At 60.7% G+C, this 16,878-nt stretch carries 17 protein-coding genes; 14 read left to right on the plus strand and 3 right to left on the minus strand.

Features of this window, described 5'->3' with window-relative positions; genetic code table 11:
• Nucleotides 1-43 precede the first annotated feature (43 nt).
• Genes JNX03_RS01915 through der form a run of 3 tightly spaced genes read left to right on the plus strand, consistent with a single transcriptional unit; the run spans nt 44 to nt 3,669 of the window.
• Nucleotides 44-745, plus strand: a complete 702-nt coding sequence (locus tag JNX03_RS01915) for a hypothetical protein (RefSeq protein ID WP_203210786.1) — start codon at nt 44-46, stop codon at nt 743-745.
• 46 nt (nt 746-791) lie between these two features.
• Entirely contained in the window at nt 792-2,147 is a 1,356-nt protein-coding gene (locus JNX03_RS01920; protein WP_203210787.1) for a PQQ-binding-like beta-propeller repeat protein, read from the plus strand.
• Nucleotides 2,148-2,205: 58 nt separating this feature from the next.
• Nucleotides 2,206-3,669, plus strand: a complete 1,464-nt coding sequence (gene der, locus JNX03_RS01925) for a ribosome biogenesis GTPase Der (RefSeq protein WP_203210788.1) — start codon at nt 2,206-2,208, stop codon at nt 3,667-3,669.
• Nucleotides 3,670-3,800: 131 nt separating this feature from the next.
• Here the strand turns inward: der and JNX03_RS01930 are convergent, their stop codons facing one another.
• The gene (locus JNX03_RS01930; protein WP_231024122.1) at nt 3,801-4,517 is read right to left on the minus strand and encodes a tryptophan-rich sensory protein; all 717 of its coding nucleotides are present in this window, start codon (nt 4,515-4,517) and stop codon (nt 3,801-3,803) included.
• A gap of 118 nt (nt 4,518-4,635) precedes the next feature.
• A complete protein-coding gene (serS, locus tag JNX03_RS01935; RefSeq protein WP_203210789.1) occupies nt 4,636-5,928 on the minus strand; it encodes a serine--tRNA ligase in 1,293 nt (430 codons plus the stop codon).
• Between the two features lie 279 nt (nt 5,929-6,207).
• On the opposite strand from serS, the gene yajC reads away from it, so the two are divergent.
• From yajC to JNX03_RS01985, 10 genes are all read left to right on the plus strand, one after another.
• Nucleotides 6,208-6,486, plus strand: a complete 279-nt coding sequence (yajC, locus tag JNX03_RS01940) for a preprotein translocase subunit YajC (protein ID WP_203210790.1) — start codon at nt 6,208-6,210, stop codon at nt 6,484-6,486.
• A 39-nt stretch (nt 6,487-6,525) separates the two neighbouring features.
• Nucleotides 6,526-8,175 (plus strand): protein translocase subunit SecD, encoded by a 1,650-nt coding sequence (gene secD, locus JNX03_RS01945; RefSeq protein WP_203210791.1) that lies wholly within the window; start codon nt 6,526-6,528, stop codon nt 8,173-8,175.
• Between the two features lies 1 nt (nt 8,176).
• Entirely contained in the window at nt 8,177-9,145 is a 969-nt protein-coding gene (gene secF / locus JNX03_RS01950; protein ID WP_203210792.1) for a protein translocase subunit SecF, read from the plus strand.
• Nucleotides 9,138-9,893 carry a sulfite exporter TauE/SafE family protein gene (locus JNX03_RS01955; RefSeq protein WP_203210793.1) on the plus strand — a complete coding sequence of 252 codons (756 nt, stop codon included), beginning with the start codon at nt 9,138-9,140 and terminating at the stop codon, nt 9,891-9,893. The genes secF and JNX03_RS01955 overlap by 8 nt, the downstream gene beginning before the upstream one ends.
• Nucleotides 9,894-9,896: 3 nt before the next feature.
• The gene (locus tag JNX03_RS01960; RefSeq protein WP_203210794.1) at nt 9,897-10,250 is read left to right on the plus strand and encodes an Mth938-like domain-containing protein; all 354 of its coding nucleotides are present in this window, start codon (nt 9,897-9,899) and stop codon (nt 10,248-10,250) included.
• Nucleotides 10,251-10,301: 51 nt separating this feature from the next.
• Nucleotides 10,302-10,919 (plus strand): heme ABC exporter ATP-binding protein CcmA, encoded by a 618-nt coding sequence (gene ccmA, locus JNX03_RS01965; RefSeq protein WP_203210795.1) that lies wholly within the window; start codon nt 10,302-10,304, stop codon nt 10,917-10,919.
• On the plus strand, nt 10,916-11,572 hold the full coding sequence (gene ccmB / locus JNX03_RS01970) for a heme exporter protein CcmB (RefSeq protein WP_203210796.1): 657 nt from the start codon (nt 10,916-10,918) through the stop codon (nt 11,570-11,572). Before ccmA ends, ccmB begins: the two co-directional genes overlap by 4 nt.
• Nucleotides 11,573-11,650: 78 nt before the next feature.
• Nucleotides 11,651-12,385, plus strand: coding sequence for a heme ABC transporter permease (locus JNX03_RS01975; RefSeq protein ID WP_203210797.1), 735 nt, complete (start codon nt 11,651-11,653; stop codon nt 12,383-12,385).
• Nucleotides 12,385-12,540, plus strand: coding sequence for a heme exporter protein CcmD (gene ccmD, locus JNX03_RS01980; protein ID WP_203210798.1), 156 nt, complete (start codon nt 12,385-12,387; stop codon nt 12,538-12,540). Before JNX03_RS01975 ends, ccmD begins: the two co-directional genes overlap by 1 nt.
• A gap of 13 nt (nt 12,541-12,553) precedes the next feature.
• Nucleotides 12,554-13,072 (plus strand): DsbE family thiol:disulfide interchange protein, encoded by a 519-nt coding sequence (locus tag JNX03_RS01985; protein ID WP_231024123.1) that lies wholly within the window; start codon nt 12,554-12,556, stop codon nt 13,070-13,072.
• A gap of 90 nt (nt 13,073-13,162) precedes the next feature.
• On the opposite strand, the gene acnA is transcribed toward JNX03_RS01985, so the two are convergent.
• Nucleotides 13,163-15,937 (minus strand): aconitate hydratase AcnA, encoded by a 2,775-nt coding sequence (gene acnA, locus JNX03_RS01990; protein ID WP_203210800.1) that lies wholly within the window; start codon nt 15,935-15,937, stop codon nt 13,163-13,165.
• Nucleotides 15,938-16,171: 234 nt separating this feature from the next.
• Between acnA and JNX03_RS01995 the strand changes: the two genes are divergently transcribed.
• Complete coding sequence (locus JNX03_RS01995) at nt 16,172-16,870, plus strand: DUF1223 domain-containing protein (RefSeq protein WP_203210801.1); 699 nt, start codon at nt 16,172-16,174, stop codon at nt 16,868-16,870.
• Nucleotides 16,871-16,878 lie beyond the last annotated feature (8 nt).

Raw genomic sequence — 16,878 nt, forward strand, 5'->3', positions numbered from 1 at the left:
GGCAGGCTAAGAGGGTCAAAATCGAAGGCCGGGGGCAGGCGCAATGAGCGATACCGACAGTTTCATCGAAGAGGTCAACGAAGAGGTCCGTCGGGATCGGCTTTATAAAATGCTGCGCCGTTATGGCTGGATCGCGGTCCTTGCCATTTTCCTGGTCGTCGGCGGGGCTGCATGGAACGAATACCAAAAGGCACAAAGCAAGGCTCAGGCCGAAGCCCTGGGCGATGCGATGCTGAACGCGCTTGAGCAAAACGAAAGCGCCGCACGTGCCAGCCAGTTGGCGGCGATTGACGCGGGCACGCCGGGGGCAAAGGCGGTGTTGCGCCTGATGACCGCAGCCGAGCAATCCACCTCGGGCGATGCGGCCGCAGCTGTCGAAACCCTTGATGCATTGGCCATCGACGGCGAAGTGCCGCAGATCTACCGCCAGATTGCGCAGTTCAAGTCGTTGACCTTGCAAGCGGGCATGACACCGGCAGATGACCGCCGCCTGTCCTTTGAGGCGATGGCGCAGCCGGGCAACCCGCTGCGGCTGTTGGCGGTGGAACAATTGGCGTTGATCGACATTGAAACCGGTGCCCCAGAGGCGGCGGTTGAGCGGTATCAAGCCATTCTGGCAGATGCCGAGACGACCTCGGACTTGCAACAACGTGCGCTACAGGTGATTGTGGCCTTGGGCGGCGAACCTGATCTTGACGGCATTGCCGGTTTGGATGGGGCAGAGGCGCCCGCAGGCGAGAATTGATGAACGGGGTGCGCCCCGAACAGACGAAACAGAAGTGAGCAGGGCGATGATCCAACCAAAGCGTTTTGCGGTCCATCCGGTGATGTGCGGCCTTATTGCCGGTGCGCTGGTGCTGAGCGCCTGCACCGAAAGAGAGACCTATCTGGTCGGCGAACGGGAAAACGTCCGTGCGGTGCTGACGGATCCCGATCTTGCTCAGCCGCTTCAGGTGCGTGACACCAGCCCGAATGAAAGCCGCCCCATCGCGCTGGGCGCCGCCACCAACAACGCCAGTTGGAGCCAGAGCCCCGGCACCCCGAAATACCGCACATCCCATCCGGCCCTGCGCGCCGCTCCGCAACTGGCATGGAGCGCGGACATCGGGCAGGGGGACAGCCGCAAACTGCGCATCTCTGCAAACCCTGTTGTCGCCTCCGGGCGGGTCTTTACCCTTGATGCATCGGCCACTTTGACAGCCACATCCACCTCTGGTGCGACCCTGTGGTCGCGTGATTTGACCCCCGCGTCAGACAAGGCTGGGCAAAGCTCCGGTGGTGGCATCGCGGTTGAGGGCGACACGGTCTATGTCTCGGTAGGCTACGGTTATCTGTCGGCCATCGATGCGGCTTCCGGCGCGGTGCGTTGGACGCAAGACCTCGATGCCAGTGGCACGGGCACCCCAACGGTTTATGGCGATCTGGTTTACCTGACCGCAGGGGATGACACGGGCTGGGCTGTGCGCAAATCCGACGGCCGCATCCAATGGCAGGTGTCCGCAACGCCAAGCCTGCAGAACGTGCTGGGCACACCGGCCCCCGTGGTAAATGACCAATTGGCGATTTTCTCTTTCGGGTCGGGCGAAGTGCAGGCGGTGTTCCGCCGTGGCGGTTTGCCGCGCTGGAACACGGCCGTCGTGGGCAAGCGTCCCGGCCGCGCGATGTCCTCTATCTCTGACATCACATCTGCGCCGATGCTGTCGGGCGATACCCTTTATGCTGGCAACCAGTCGGGCCGCCTGATGGCGCTCAAGCTGGGCAGCGGCCAACCCCAATGGACCGCCCGCGAGGGCGCAATCGGCCCGGTCTGGCCCATAGGGGGCAGCGTCTTTGCTCTGACAGATCTCAATGAGCTGGTGCGTCTGGATGCCAATGACGGAAGCCGCATCTGGGGCGTGCCTCTGCCGAATTTTGTGAAATCCAAGCCAAAGCGGCAGTCCGAGGTCTATGCGCACCACGGCCCTGTTGTGGCGGGCGGGCGCGTGATCGTGGCCTCCAGCGACGGGCTGCTGCGCAGCTTTGATCCGCGTGACGGCAGCCTTCTGGGCACCACCGAAATCCCCGGCGGCGCGACCACTGCGCCGGTTGTGGCGGGCGGCACGCTTTACCTTGTCTCGCGCAAGGGGCAATTGCACGCTTTCCGTTGACCGCGAAATGGTCTAAAGCGCAGGCTTGATTTGGCCTGATCCGGCCTGGAGCCTTAAAATGTCCTTTACTCTCGCCATCGTGGGCCGCCCCAATGTGGGCAAATCCACGCTGTTCAACCGTCTTGTCGGCAAACGTCTTGCGCTGGTGGATGACCAGCCCGGTGTCACGCGCGATCTGCGTGAAGGCGCCGCGCGTCTGGCCGACCTGCGCTTTACCGTGGTGGATACCGCCGGTCTGGAAGAGGTCACCGATGACAGTCTTCAGGGCCGGATGCGCCGTCTGACCGAACGCGCAGTGGACATGGCTGACATCTGCTTGTTCATGGTAGATGCGCGGGTCGGGATCACCCCGTCCGATCTGGTGTTTGCCGATATTCTGCGCAAACGCTCTGCCCATGTGATTCTCGCCGCCAACAAGGCCGAAGGCAAAGCCGCCGATGCCGGCGTGATCGAGGCCTATTCATTGGGTTTGGGCGAACCGATCCGCATGTCCGCCGAACATGGCGAGGGCTTGAACGATCTTTATTCCGTGCTTATGCCGCTGGCCGATCAATTTGCCGAACGCGCCAGTGAAGACGCGCCTGAAACCGATGTTGATCTGACCGAGGACGAGGCCGAAGATCCCGATGCGGTGCCGGTGCCGACCCATGCCAAGCCTTTGCAGGTGGCTGTGGTGGGGCGCCCCAATGCCGGTAAATCTACCCTGATCAACCAGATCATGGGTGAGGACCGCCTGCTCACCGGGCCGGAGGCAGGCATCACCCGTGATGCGATTTCCCTGCGCACCGAATGGATCGGCGTGCCGATGCGGATCTTTGACACAGCCGGCATGCGCAAAAAGGCCAAGGTGCAGGAAAAGCTGGAAAAACTCAGCGTCAGCGATGGTTTGCGGGCCGTGAAGTTCGCCGAGGTCGTGGTCGTCCTTCTGGATGCCGAAATCCCGTTTGAACAGCAAGACCTGCGCATCGCCGATCTGGCCGAACGCGAGGGCCGCGCCGTTATCATCGCGGTCAACAAATGGGACATCGAAGACGAACGTCAGGCCAAACTCAAGACGCTCAAGGAAAGCTTTGAACGCCTGCTGCCGCAGTTGCGCGGTGCGCCGCTGATCACTGTGTCGGCCAAGACGGGCCGGGGGCTGGACCGTTTGCATGAGGCGATCATGCGGGCCTATGACGTCTGGAACCGACGGATCACCACCGCGCAGTTGAACCGTTGGCTGGCTGGCATGATGGAAGCACACCCGCCGCCCGCGCCGCAGGGCAAGCGGATCAAGCTGCGCTACATGACGCAGGCCAAGACACGTCCGCCCGGTTTTGTGGTGATGTGTAGCCATCCCGACAAGGTGCCCGAAAGCTATAGCCGCTATCTGGTGAATGGTTTGCGGGTCGATTTTGACATGCCCGGAACGCCGATCCGGCTTTGGATGCGGGGGCAAAACGATGCCAACCCTTACAAGGGCCGAAAAAAGGCGCCGCCGTCGAAGTTGCGGAAACATATGGCAGGTCGGCGCAAGGATTAAGGAGTACGGGTCGGGCTTTTTCAAAAGTCCGACCCGTACTCATTCAAGAAAGCAAATTTGCGGTGTTTTCGTGCCAATCCTCCAAACTCTTTGAAGGTTTGGCGCGGAAATCTCAAAATTCCCGCCAGCCCTCAGCCGCGCATCAAGGCTTTCAACGTTGGGATAACCATCACCAAGGCACCGCCGCCCGCCACATAGGCCACCATCGGCGCGGTTGCCAAATTGTTCACAACCACCGCCGCCAGTGCCCAGATGACCGCCGCTCCATAGGTCGGCGCACGGCCCAATGCGCCTTGCACAAATCCGCCCAGTACAATGGCAAGTCCCACAAACACCAGCGCTGCCGTGGTCTGATCCAACCAGCCGTAGCCCGCCGCCAACAGGCCCAGTGACACGCAAGACGCCGCGCTGAGCCAACCGGCATAAAGCCCGACCGGCCATGCCGCCCAGACCCGATCCCCGACCGGCGCCATAAACAGCGCCGCCAGAGCGGTCAGAAGCATCGCCCAGATCAACACCGCAGCCCAAACGGGGCTCGCCACCGCGACCGCAAGCCAGCCGGTGCCAAAGGCCAGCGACAGGCACAGCGGCACGCGCATGTCATGCCATTGCCCGTCCCGCAACGCCCGCAGTGCGCCCCAGCCCATACCAAGTATCAACCAGACGTAAATCAGCCCCCAGATCCCGAAGGCATAGCCGGCCGGCTGGACAGGGGGATTTTCTTGGGGAACCGGAAACTGGTTGGGATCAAACCCGCCAAATCCCTCCACGAAAAACGGAGATGCGGCAAAAGACAGGCTCAGCAGAACAGCCAAAAGGGCAAAGGCAGGGCGCATGGGGCCGGACATAGACAATCCTCGGTCAGTCAAAAGGGCAGGGCTGTGACCCTACCCTCAAGCTAGCCGAGGATGTGTATTTTTCAACTGGTGCAATCCCGGCCGCGCAAAGCAGCCGGTCCTTGCCGGATCAGGCCAGCGTGCCATCCGACGCGATGGTGGTCTTGCCGCCCAGATAGGGGGCCAGAACATCGGGCAACTTCACAGAACCGTCGGCTTGCTGGCCGTTTTCCAGCACCGCAATCAAACAGCGCCCGACCGCAAGGCCGGAGCCGTTCAATGTATGCACGAACTGCGGCTTGCCGCCGTCTTTGGGTTTGAACCGGGCATTCATCCGGCGGGCCTGAAAATCACCCGTGGTCGAAACCGACGAAATCTCGCGGTAGGTGTTCTGCCCGGGCACCCAGGCCTCGATGTCATAGGTGCGCCGTGCGCCAAAGCCCATGTCTCCGGTGCACAGGATCACCGTGCGATAGGGCACGCCCAGCCGTTCCAGCAGATCCTCTGCGCAGCGCAACATGCGCTTTTGCTCATTATCGCTTTCGTCCGGATGGGTGACGCTGACCATTTCGACCTTTTCAAACTGGTGCTGGCGCAGCATGCCCGCGGTATCGCGCCCGGCGCTGCCCGCCTCGGAACGGAAGCAAAGCGTATGGGCGGTATAGCGTTTGGGCAGGGCGCTTTCCTCCAGCACCTCGTCCGCCGCGGTATAGGTCAGCGGCACCTCGGACGTTGGCACCAGCCACCAGCCATTGGTGGTTTGATAGCTGTCCTCGCCGAATTTCGGCAGTTTGTCCGTACCGTACATCGCCTCGTCGCGCACCAGAACGGGGGAGTTCACTTCGGTTAGCCCGTTGTGATCCACATGGGTGTCCACCATGAACTGCGCCAAGGCCCGGTGCACCCGCGCCACAGCACCCTTGAGCATCACAAACCGGGCGCCGGATGTCTTGGCGGCGGTTTCAAAATCCATGTTCGGGGCCACGCCCGCGATCTCGTAATGCTCCTTGGGCTCGAAATCGAATTCCGGCAGATCGCCCCAGCGGTGCACTTCGACATTCTCCGCCTCATCCGCGCCGCTTGGCACATCATCGGCAGGGGAGTTGGGAATGCGGGCCAGCATATCGGTCAGCTGCGCGTCCAGCTCCTTGGCCTCGCCCTGCATCGCCGCCACTTCGGCCTTTTTGTCAGCCACAAGCGCACGCAGCCGCTCAAACTCGGCCTCGTCACCCTTGGCCTTGGCGGCGCCCACCAACTTGCTGGCCTTGTTCTGTTCGGCCTGGGCGGCCTCAGCCGCACCGATCTTGGCCCGCCGTGCCTCGTCCAGGGCCAGCACCTTGGAGGACATCGCATCTTCGCCCCGCCGCGCAAGGGCAGCGTCAAGAAACTCAGGATTTTCGCGGATGGCGCGGATGTCATGCATGGGATGCGTCCTTGGAAATGAATCGTCTCGCCGCGTTATGCCGGATTGCGCAGCAAAGGGGTAGAGCGGAGTGAGGGGGGAATGGTCGTGGATTGCTCTTCAGTCACATCTGCTCAAGGGCGAGCAGGCACAACTTATCCGAGACTACCTGCTTCCTCCGTCCCGTCCACCCAAAACTCCCCTTTGCACCTTGCGCCTTGCCCTTGCCACGCATAGGTTCTGCCAAACTTCGTGGTGGGGCGTTCTGCGCCCTCAACAGCAGCTAAAAGGACCACCTCCATGCAAGGCATCCAGCAATTTATCCCGCTGATCCTGATCTTCGGTATCATGTATTTCCTCCTGATCCGTCCCCAGCAGAAAAAAGCCAAGGAACATCAGGCGATGGTTGCGGCCCTGCGGCGCGGGGATCAGGTTGTGACCCAGGGCGGCATGATCGGCAAAGTGGTCAAAGTGCGCGAAGATGGCGAGCTGGAGATCGAGATTGCCGATGGCGTCAAGGTTCGCGTGATCCAATCCACCATCGCCACGGTTGTCTCCAAGACCGAACCGGCCAAATAAACCGCCCCTGCGGCCAACGCTTAAGATAAAGGCGGACCCATGCTTCAGATTGATCTGTGGAAACGGATTGCTATTGCGCTGACCTGTGCCATCGGGCTCTGGCTGGCGCTGCCCAATGCGTTTTACGGCCCCGTGGAACAGCACAATGATGCCGCCAAGGCGATTGAGCTTTCCGGATCCACCCCCGAGCTTCAGGCGCAATTGGCGCTTTGGCCCGACTGGATGCCATCGGGGCTGGTCAATCTGGGTCTGGACCTGCGCGGCGGGGCGCATCTTCTGGCCGAGGTCAAGGTGCAGGACGTTTATGCTGCACGGATGGAGGCCCAATGGCCCGAGGTCCGCGACGCCTTGCGCAGCTTGACCCCCGTGCGCCGCCAGCAATCTCCCGAAGATGAGCTGCGCGTGCGGCTCAACGATACGGACAAGATGGCGCAGGCGTTGGAGATCGTGCGGGGTTTGGCTCGGCCCGTGACCACGCTGACCGGGGCAGGGTCCAATGACATCGATGTGCGCGGCGAAGACGGGATGATCATCGTCACCCTGTCGGATGCGGAAAAGCAGGCGACCGATGAGCGCACGATGCAACAATCGCTTGAGATCATCCGCCGCCGGATTGACGAGGTCGGCACCCGCGAGCCGACCATCCAGCGCCAGGGCGCGGACCGGATCCTCATTCAGGTGCCCGGCATCGGTTCGGCGGCCGAGCTGAAAGCGATCATCGGCACCACCGCGCAGCTGACCTTCAACCCGGTTGTGAACCGCGGGTCGGACGCCAACGCCAACCCCGGTATCGGTAACAAAGTGTTGCCCTCCGTGGATGAGGAAGGTGCCTATTACACCGTTGAGGCCGCGCCTGTCGTCACTGGCGAGGAACTGGTCGATGCGCAGCCCAGCTTTGACGAGAACGGATCGCCCGCGGTCAGTTTCCGGTTCAACACCACCGGCGCACGCAAGTTCGGCAACTACACCGCTGAAAACATTGGTGCGCCCTTTGCGATCATCCTTGATGACAAGGTGATCAGCGCCCCCACGATCCGAAGTCATATCCCCGGCGGATCGGGCATTATCACCGGCAATTTCAATGTCGAGGAAAGCACCAACCTCGCGATCCTTCTGCGCGCCGGTGCGCTGCCTGCAGGGCTGGTGTTTCTGGAAGAACGCACCATCGGCCCCGAACTGGGCCAAGACAGCATCGATGCGGGCAAGGTCGCGACAATCATCGCCTTTGTCGCCGTGCTGGTCTTTATGTTCCTGAGCTATGGTCTGTTCGGCATTTTCGCCAATATCGCGCTGGTCATCAACGTCGGCATGATCTTTGGCCTGCTCAGCCTTGTCGGTGCGACACTGACCTTGCCGGGCATTGCGGGGATCGTTTTGACGGTCGGCATGGCGGTGGACGCCAACGTGCTGATCTTTGAGCGCATCCGCGAAGAGTTGAAAACCGCCAAAGGGCCGGCCCGCGCGATCTCGCTTGGCTATGAAAAGGCGCTATCGGCGATCGTAGACGCCAATATCACCACATTGATCACAGCCGTGATCCTGTTTGTCATGGGCTCCGGCCCGGTGCGCGGCTTTGCGATCACGCTGGGCTTTGGCATCATCACATCTGTGTTCACCGCGATCTTTGTCACCCGCCTGTTGGTGGTGATCTGGTTCGAGGCACGCCGCCCGAAAACGATTGAGGTCTGACATGCGTTTGCGATTGTTCAAGGAAAACTCGAACTTCGACTTCTTCAAGCACTGGAAGATGTGGCTGGGCATTTCGGGGCTGATGATGGTCATCGCCTTTGCCTCCTTCATGATCCAGGGTCTGAACTTTGGCATCGACTTTCGCGGCGGCACCACAATCCGCACCGAAAGCCCGCTGGCGGTGAACGTGGCCGAATACCGCGGCGCGATGGAGCAACTGGATCTTGGCGATATCACCATCACCGAAGTGTTCGATCCGACCTTCCGCGAAGATCAGAACGTGGCGATGATCCGCATTCAGGCGCAGGACGAACAAGAAGCGGTGTCAGTGGACACCATCGAGGCGGTTCAGGCCGCGCTGAAAGACATCCGTCCGGACATCAAATTTACATCCGTTGAATCCGTTGGCCCCAAAGTATCGGGCGAATTGATCCAAACCGCTGCAATTGCCGTGGTCTTGGCGATTGGCGCGGTCCTGATCTACATCTGGCTGCGGTTTGAATGGCAATTTGCCGTCGGTGCGGTGCTGGCGCTGGTGCATGACGTTTTGCTGACCATCGGGATTTTCTCTGAGCTTCAGATCCGGTTCGATCTGGCGATTATCGCAGCGTTGCTGACCATTGTGGGCTATTCGCTGAACGATACGGTGGTCGTGTTTGACCGAGTGCGGGAGAACCTGCGCAAGTACAAAAAGCGCGATCTCAAAGAGGTTCTGAACCTCTCGATCAACGAAACCATGAGCCGGACTTTCATGACCTCTGTCACGACGCTGCTGGCGCTGATTGCGCTGTTTGTGCTGGGCGGCGATGTGATCCGCGGCTTTGTCTTTGCGATGATCTGGGGCGTGATCGTCGGTACATACAGCTCGATCTTTGTGGCCTCTGCGGTGCTTTTGTACCTTGGCGTGAAACGTGACTGGTCCAAGCCGGATGCAAACGCAGGCAACCAATACGCCAACATAGATGCCTGATTGGCTGCTTCCAGCCGGATCGCCCGAAGGGCTGATCTGGCTGGTGGGGGCTGTTTTTGTCGCGGGCATCGTGCGCGGTTTCTCCGGCTTTGGCTCCGCGATGATCATCATGCCAGTGGCCGCTTCGGTGCTGTCGCCGGTCGAGGCTGTGATTTTCCTGACAGCGGCTGAAATCCTTGGCCCGGTGCCCAACCTGCGGCCCTCAATGCGTGATGGGACACCGCGCGATGTGGGGCGGCTGATCCTGGGTGCATTGATCTGTCTGCCCGTCGGTCTGTGGCTTTTGACACAACTGGATCCATTGGTTTTTGGCTGGATCATCTCCGGCATTGTCTTGGCGCTGCTGGTGCTGGTCATCTCCGGCTGGCGCTACACCGGAGCGTTGACCGCAAGTCTTACCGTCGGCGCAGGCGGCATTGGCGGATTCATGACCGGTTTTGCCGGTATACCCGGCCCGCCGGTGATCATGCTCTATATGGCCAGCACATTGCCCGTGGCGACCATCCGCGCCAATCTGATGCTGTACCTGTTTGCGGTGGATCTGGTGCTGTTTCCCGTGCTGTGGCTGAGCGGGCTGATGGTCTGGCCGGTCTTTGCACTGGGTCTGATGCTCGGCGTGCCAAACCTGATCGCCAATGTCATCGGCGCGCGTCTGTTCAACCCCAAGGCGGCGCGGCTTTTTCGTTTTGTAGCCTATCTCGTGATTTTCAGTTCCGCTATCCTGGGGCTGCCGATTTGGAAAGGATGATCCATGCGTCTCAATGAAGTGGAATACAACAACGCCCAGCCGGTCGAAGGGTATGGGCCCGGCTTTTTCCGCATCGGCGGGCAGGTCATTGAGGGGCCGGTGATCACCGGCGCAGATGGCCCTAAACGCTGGGGCGGGTTGGAGGACACAGCGCCGCTTTTGGCAATGGCGGGAGAGATTGACGTTTTGTTTGTCGGCACCGGCGCCGAGATCGCCCATCTGCCCGATGATCTGGATCAGCAATTGCAAGAGGCCGGTATCGCGGCAGAGCCGATGTCTTCCCCCGCCGCATGCCGCACCTATAACGTGCTGCTCAGCGAGGGCCGCCGGATCGCGCTGGCAATGATCCCCGTCTGATGTGCTGCAATGCCGCTTTTGCATGACGCGCCAATCGGGTAGGGCTGTGCCATGACCTTGCGTGTGGACAACCTGACCCTTGCCCGTGGCGGCGTGCCTGTGCTGACGGGTGTATCGCTGACGGTAGGGCCCGGTCAGGCGCTGATCCTTCGCGGGCCAAACGGGGCGGGTAAAACCACGCTTTTGCGCAGCATCTCCGGATTGCAACCGCCGCTGTCGGGACAGATCACCGGCGCAGAGGATCAGATTGCCTATGCTGGCCACGCCGATGGCCTCAAGGCGATGTTGAGTGTACGCGAAAACCTGATGTTCTGGGCGCAGGTCTTTGGCCGCACCGATATCACTGCAGCGCTGGACGCCTATGCCCTGCACCCACTGGCGGACCGTTTGGCAGGCACCCTGTCGGCCGGGCAAAAGCGCCGCTTGGGTCTGGCGCGATTGTTGGTGACCGGGCGACCGATCTGGATTTTGGATGAACCGACTGTGTCGCTCGACAAAGATGCCGTGGCGCAATTTGCCGCGGCGGTGCGGGCACATCTGGGGCAGGGCGGTTCGGCCCTGATGGCCACGCATATTGATCTGGGGCTGGAGGCCGAGGTGCTGGACCTCACACCGTTTCGCGCCCATGCCAGCGCCCGCGCCGGGGCCAGCGATGAGGCGTTCCTGTGATTGCCCTGCTGATCCGCGATCTGCGTCTTGCCTTGCGGGCGGGCGGCGGATTTGGTCTTGGCCTTGCGTTTTTCCTCATCGTGACCGTGCTGGTCCCGTTCAGCGTTGGCCCGCAGCCGGAACTGCTGGGCCGGATCGCGGCAGGGGTGTTGTGGCTGGGCGCATTGCTGGCTTGCCTGCTGTCGCTGGATCGTCTGCTGGCGCTGGATTACGAGGACGGGACGCTGGATCTGCTGGTCACGGCTCCCCTGCCGCTTGAGGCGGTGGTGAGCATCAAGGCACTGGCTCATTGGTTGACCACGGGCCTGCCGCTCGTGCTGGCCGCGCCGGTTCTGGCGGTGTTGCTGAACCTGCCGCCGCAAGGGTTTTTGCCGCTGGTCATTTCGCTGGCGCTTGGCACGCCGGCGCTGTCGGTGATCGGCACCTTTGGTGCGGCGCTGACCGTGGGCATCAAACGTGGCGGGCTGCTTTTGTCGTTGCTGGTGCTGCCGCTTTATGTGCCAACGCTGATTTTCGGGGCCGAGGCCGCGCGGCGCGGGGCGATGGGAATGCAGCATGACACCTACCTGATCATGCTGGCCGGGATCACCTTTGCCACCATCGCGCTGATGCCCTTTGCCAGCGCCGCTGTTCTGCGCATGGGTCTGCGATGATCGCGTCTTTTTGTCCATCCCGCCCCGTTCACGCGTTTGAGCATTGAGCGGGCCGCAGCGGAGCGTTAGATAAACCCCATGTCCATTTGGCAATATGCAAACCCCGTGAGATTTCTCGCTTTGTCAGAGCGGGTGCAGCCTGTGCTTTGGGTGCTGGCCGCCGCGAGCGTGGCCACTGGTCTGGTCTGGGGGTTCTTTGGCACGCCCGATGACTACCGGCAGGGATCAACGGTCAAGATCATCTTTATCCACGTGCCATCCGCGATGATGGCAATCAACGCGTGGGGCATGATGCTGATCACCTCGCTGATCTGGCTGATCCGGCGGCACCACGTCAGCGCGCTGGCCGCCAAGGCTGCCGCGCCGGTGGGCATGGTGATGACCGTAATAGCCCTGATCACCGGGGCCCTTTGGGGCCAACCGATGTGGGGCACATGGTGGGCTTGGGATCCGCGCCTGACCTCGTTTTTGATCCTTTTCCTGTTTTACCTGGGCTACATCGCCCTGTGGGCCGCGATCGAAGACCCGGACACGGCGGCGGATTTGACCTCCATCCTGTGTTTGGTCGGCTCCGTCTTTGCGCTGCTGTCGCGCTATGCCGTGCGGTTCTGGAACCAGGGCCTGCACCAGGGCACCTCGGTGCCGGTGGCCACGGGCGGGCGCACGGTGGATGATACGTTTTTTGTGCCACTGGCGATTTCGATGGCGGGTTTTGTGCTGCTGTTTCTTGCAATGGTGCTCTACCGCACCGGCACAGAAATTCGCATCCGCAGGGCCGCCGCATTGCTGGCGCGGTCGGAGAGGGGGCTGTGATGCCGGATCTGGGGAAATATGCCTTCGAAGTGCTGTCGTCCTATGGCGCGACACTGCTTTTGCTTGCCGGGCTTCTGGCGCTGACCCTGCGCCGTGGCCGGACGGCGCGCGCCGCCCTGAGAAAGATCGAAGCGGAGATCAAGAAAAATGGCTAGGATACGCCCCCTGATGATCGCCCCACCGCTGATCTTTGCCGGATTTGTGGCGCTGGCTGCCGTTGGCATGTTCCGTGATGACCTCGAGGGGCTGCCCTCCACCCTGGTTGGGCAAAAGGCACCCGGCGTGCCAGAGCTGCCGCTGGACGGGTTTCCGCCAGCAACCGCCGATATGCTGGCCTCGGGCGAGGTGACATTGGTGAATTTCTGGGCCAGCTGGTGCCCGCCCTGCCGCGCCGAACATCCCAAGCTTCTTGAAATGGCCGCAGAGGGCATGCCCATCGTCGGCATCAATTTCAAAGACCTCGAAGGCAATGCCCGCGATTATCTGACCGAAGACGGCAATCCCTTTATCGGCGTCGGGTTCGATCCACAGGGGCGCACTGCGATTGACTGGGGCGTGACCGCGCCGCCGGAAACCTTCATTCTGGATGGCAGCGGCACGGTGCTGTTCCGCTATGCCGGACCGCTGGTTGGCAGCGACTACGAGCAACGGTTCCTGCCCGCGTTGCGCGAGGCGCTTGGCCGATAAGCGGGATTGAGTTTTTGGCCAAATGAAACTGGCAAAGAAAAAGGCCCCGGACGCAATGCCGGGGCCTTTTCTATTTGACTGATCGCAGTTCTAGCCTGCTTTGGCCAGATCGCGCAACACGTAGTGCAGCACGCCGCCATGTTCGATGTATTCGATCTCGATTGCGGTATCGATCCGGCATTTGATCATGATGTTCTTGACCGTTCCGTCCGCCATGGTGATCGCGCAAGGCACGTCTTGCAGGGGCTGGATTGTGTCCAGACCAGAGATCGACACAGTTTCCTCGCCCGTCAGGCCCAGAGATTTGCGGTTGTCACCGCCAGTGAATTCAAACGGGATCACGCCCATGCCAACGAGGTTGGAACGGTGGATACGCTCAAAGCTCTCGGCAATCACCGCCTTGACGCCCAGCAGGGCTGTGCCCTTGGCCGCCCAGTCACGGCTGGACCCCGCGCCGTATTGTTCACCGCCAAAGACCACCAGCGGGGTGCCATTGGCCTGATGCGCCATGGCCGCGTCGAAGATCGAGGTCTGCGCGCCATCGGGGCCTTTTGTATAGCCGCCCTCAACGCCATCCAGCATCTCATTCTTGATGCGAATGTTGGCAAAGGTACCGCGCATCATCACTTCATGGTTGCCCCGGCGGGAGCCGTAGGAGTTGAACTCGCGGACGGGCACCTGACGTTCGGTCAGATACTGACCGGCAGGGGTGTCCGCCTTGAAAGAACCGGCGGGTGAAATGTGGTCAGTGGTGATCATATCGCCGAGAACCGCAAGCACCTTGGCACCTTCGATGTTGGTGATCACACCGGGATCTTTGCTCATCCCCTGGAAGTAAGGCGGGTTCTGAACATAGGTGGATTGTACCGGCCAGTCGTAGGTCTGGCTGTCTGTGGTTTCCACTGCCTGCCACTTTTCGTCGCCTTTGAAGACGTCGGCATATTTGGTCTGGAACGCCTCGCGGGTGACAGTCTGTTCGACCAGTTCCGCGACCTCTTGCGTGGTGGGCCAGATGTCCTTGAGATAAACATCATTGCCATTCTGATCCTGACCCAGCGGGCTGTTTGCCAGATCATGGTTCATGTCACCGACCAGCGCATAGGCCACCACGAGGGGAGGCGAAGCGAGGTAGTTGGCGCGCACATCAGGGGAAATGCGCCCTTCGAAGTTGCGGTTGCCCGACAGGATCGAGGTGCCGATCAGATCATAGTCGTTGATTGCCTTGCTGATCGCCGGCTCAAGCGGGCCGGAGTTACCAATACAGGTGGTGCAGCCATAGCCGACAAGGTTAAAGCCGATGGCGTCCAGATCTTCCTGCAGGTTCGCAGCCTCAAGATAGGCCGACACCACTTGCGAGCCGGGGGCCAGCGATGTTTTGACCCAAGGCTTGCGGGTCAGACCCAGCGCGCGTGCCTTGCGTGCCACCAGACCCGCGCCGATCATCACATAGGGGTTCGAAGTATTGGTGCATGACGTGATCGAGGCGATCACGATAGACCCGTCATGCAGCTGGTAATGACCGTCGTCGGTTTTCACATAGCCACGTTTGTGGCTGCCTTCATCACCGGGGATTTCACGTGGTTCAGGCTGGCCACCTTCGCCTTCCCAGCGAATTTCTTCTTTCGGGGAGGCATCCTTGCCCGCGCGGACACCTTTGACGTATTCACCAAACGCCGTGTGCGCCGAGGTCAGTGCAATATAATCCTGCGGGCGTTTCGGGCCGGAGATCGCAGGCACGATGGTGCCCATATCCAGGCTCAATGTGTCAGTATAGATGGGCGCGTAATCGTCGCCGCGCCACATCCCGTTTTCTTTGGCATAGGCTTCGACCAGCGCGATGCGGTCCTCATCACGGCCCGTGGTGCGCAGGTAACGCAGGGTTTCACCGTCGATCGGGAAAAAGCCGCAGGTCGCGCCATACTCAGGTGCCATGTTGGCGATGGTCGCACGGTCTGCCAGGGGCAGGTGATCAAGACCCTCGCCGTAGAATTCGACAAATTTGCTGACCACGCCTTTTTCACGCAGCATTTCAACAACTTTCAGCACAAGGTCGGTGCCTGTGGTGCCTTCCATCATGCGGCCGGTCAGCTCAAAACCGACCACTTCGGGGATCAGCATCGAAATCGGCTGACCCAGCATGGCAGCCTCGGCCTCGATCCCGCCAACACCCCAGCCCAGAACGGCCATGCCGTTGACCATTGTGGTGTGGCTGTCTGTGCCGACCAGCGTATCAGGATAGGCCACTTCATCGCCGTTCTGGTCTTTGTCGGTCCAGACCGTTTGTGCCAGATATTCAAGGTTCACCTGGTGACAGATGCCGGTGCCGGGGGGCACAACGCGGAAGTTGTTAAACGCCTTTTGTCCCCACTTGAGGAAGGTGTAGCGTTCCATGTTCCGCTCATATTCGCGGTCTACGTTCATCTGAAACGCGCGCGGGTTGCCGAACTCATCAATCATCACCGAGTGGTCGATGACCAGATCAACAGGGTTCAGCGGGTTGATCTTTTCCGCGTCACCGCCAAGCGCCACCAGACCGTCGCGCATCGCGGCCAGATCGACAACCGCCGGAACGCCGGTGAAATCCTGCATCAATACGCGGGCAGGGCGATATGCAATCTCGCGCGGGTTCTTGCCGCCCTTGGCACCCCATTCGGCAAAGGCCTTGATGTCGTCCACGGTGACGGTCTTGCCATCCTCGAACCGCAGCATGTTTTCCAGCACGACCTTGAGCGCGGCGGGCAGCTTGGAAAAGTCGCCAAGCCCGGCGTCCTGCGCGGCGGGGATCGAATAATAGGCAATCGTCTGGTTGCCCGCGGTGATGGATTTGCGGGTCTTTGCGGTGTCCTGACCAACGGTAATTGTCATGGAGTGGCTCCCTTCGGGGTCTGATGGGTGGCGTTTCTGGCGCCTCAATGCCATCTGGCGAGGCACGTTTCAACCACTATTAGTGGCATTTGAGCTATTTTGTATACCATGGTGTACCGAAATTCCATGTTTTATTGGTCCATCGCTCACGCGGGCTCTCAAGAAACCTTGATTGGTTATTTCAGGGCCGGACGGTTAGATGCTGTATATCCCGGCGTGTTGTGATGGAATCAGATGAAATTTCTAAAATACTCTCTTCTTGCAGGTTTGATGGCGCTGGCCGCGCCGCTGTCTGCGCAAGACACACCCGTGGTGGTCGAACTTTATACCTCGCAAGGATGTTCATCCTGCCCGCCCGCCGATCAGATCCTGCATGAACTGGCAGACCGGGACGATGTGATCGCGCTGGCCCTGCATGTGGATTATTGGGATTACATCGGCTGGAAAGACCCATTTGGCGATCCCGCCCATGCGGAGCGGCAGCGGGCCTATGCCGCGGCAGGGCATCGCCGCTCAATCTATACCCCGGAAATGATCGTACAGGGGCAGACCGATATTGTCGGCGCAAAACCCATGGCCTTGGCCAAGGCGATTGCCGAACACGCCCGCCAGGCGCCCAAGGTTGCCGTAACACTGTCTCGCGATGGCAATGCCCTCAAGATCACAGCCAAGCGCCTGGCGCAGGTCCAGGGCGGTATGACGGTCCATATGCTGCGCTATGAGCCGCGCCAAACGACCCATATCAAACGCGGAGAGAACGCAGGTAAAACCGTGGAATACGCAAATATCGTCGAAGGATGGACCGTTCTGGGCCACTGGGACGGCCGTGAGGCGCTGAAACTTGTGGCGCAGGTGGAAGGCGACAAACCCTCCGTAGTGATCATTCAGGGGCGCAACGCCGGGCCAATTTTTGGTGCGGCCCGCCTGCGCTGATCGCAAAT

The organism is Sulfitobacter mediterraneus (assembly GCF_016801775.1).
Taxonomy (GTDB): Bacteria; Pseudomonadota; Alphaproteobacteria; order Rhodobacterales; family Rhodobacteraceae; genus Sulfitobacter; species Sulfitobacter mediterraneus_A.

Excerpts from the sequence above, each read along its gene's own strand:
- JNX03_RS01915 (WP_203210786.1), top strand. The coding sequence starts at position 44 with ATGAGCGATACCGACAGTTTCATCGAAGAGGTCAACGAAGAGGTCCGT.
- JNX03_RS01920 (WP_203210787.1), top strand. The coding sequence starts at position 792 with ATGATCCAACCAAAGCGTTTTGCGGTCCATCCGGTGATGTGCGGCCTT.
- der (WP_203210788.1), top strand. The coding sequence starts at position 2,206 with ATGTCCTTTACTCTCGCCATCGTGGGCCGCCCCAATGTGGGCAAATCC.
- JNX03_RS01930 (WP_231024122.1), bottom strand. The coding sequence starts at position 4,517 with ATGTCCGGCCCCATGCGCCCTGCCTTTGCCCTTTTGGCTGTTCTGCTG.
- serS (WP_203210789.1), bottom strand. The coding sequence starts at position 5,928 with ATGCATGACATCCGCGCCATCCGCGAAAATCCTGAGTTTCTTGACGCT.
- yajC (WP_203210790.1), top strand. The coding sequence starts at position 6,208 with ATGCAAGGCATCCAGCAATTTATCCCGCTGATCCTGATCTTCGGTATC.
- secD (WP_203210791.1), top strand. The coding sequence starts at position 6,526 with ATGCTTCAGATTGATCTGTGGAAACGGATTGCTATTGCGCTGACCTGT.
- secF (WP_203210792.1), top strand. The coding sequence starts at position 8,177 with ATGCGTTTGCGATTGTTCAAGGAAAACTCGAACTTCGACTTCTTCAAG.
- JNX03_RS01955 (WP_203210793.1), top strand. The coding sequence starts at position 9,138 with ATGCCTGATTGGCTGCTTCCAGCCGGATCGCCCGAAGGGCTGATCTGG.
- JNX03_RS01960 (WP_203210794.1), top strand. The coding sequence starts at position 9,897 with ATGCGTCTCAATGAAGTGGAATACAACAACGCCCAGCCGGTCGAAGGG.
- ccmA (WP_203210795.1), top strand. The coding sequence starts at position 10,302 with ATGACCTTGCGTGTGGACAACCTGACCCTTGCCCGTGGCGGCGTGCCT.
- JNX03_RS01975 (WP_203210797.1), top strand. The coding sequence starts at position 11,651 with ATGTCCATTTGGCAATATGCAAACCCCGTGAGATTTCTCGCTTTGTCA.
- ccmD (WP_203210798.1), top strand. The coding sequence starts at position 12,385 with ATGCCGGATCTGGGGAAATATGCCTTCGAAGTGCTGTCGTCCTATGGC.
- JNX03_RS01985 (WP_231024123.1), top strand. The coding sequence starts at position 12,554 with ATGATCGCCCCACCGCTGATCTTTGCCGGATTTGTGGCGCTGGCTGCC.
- acnA (WP_203210800.1), bottom strand. The coding sequence starts at position 15,937 with ATGACAATTACCGTTGGTCAGGACACCGCAAAGACCCGCAAATCCATC.
- JNX03_RS01995 (WP_203210801.1), top strand. The coding sequence starts at position 16,172 with ATGAAATTTCTAAAATACTCTCTTCTTGCAGGTTTGATGGCGCTGGCC.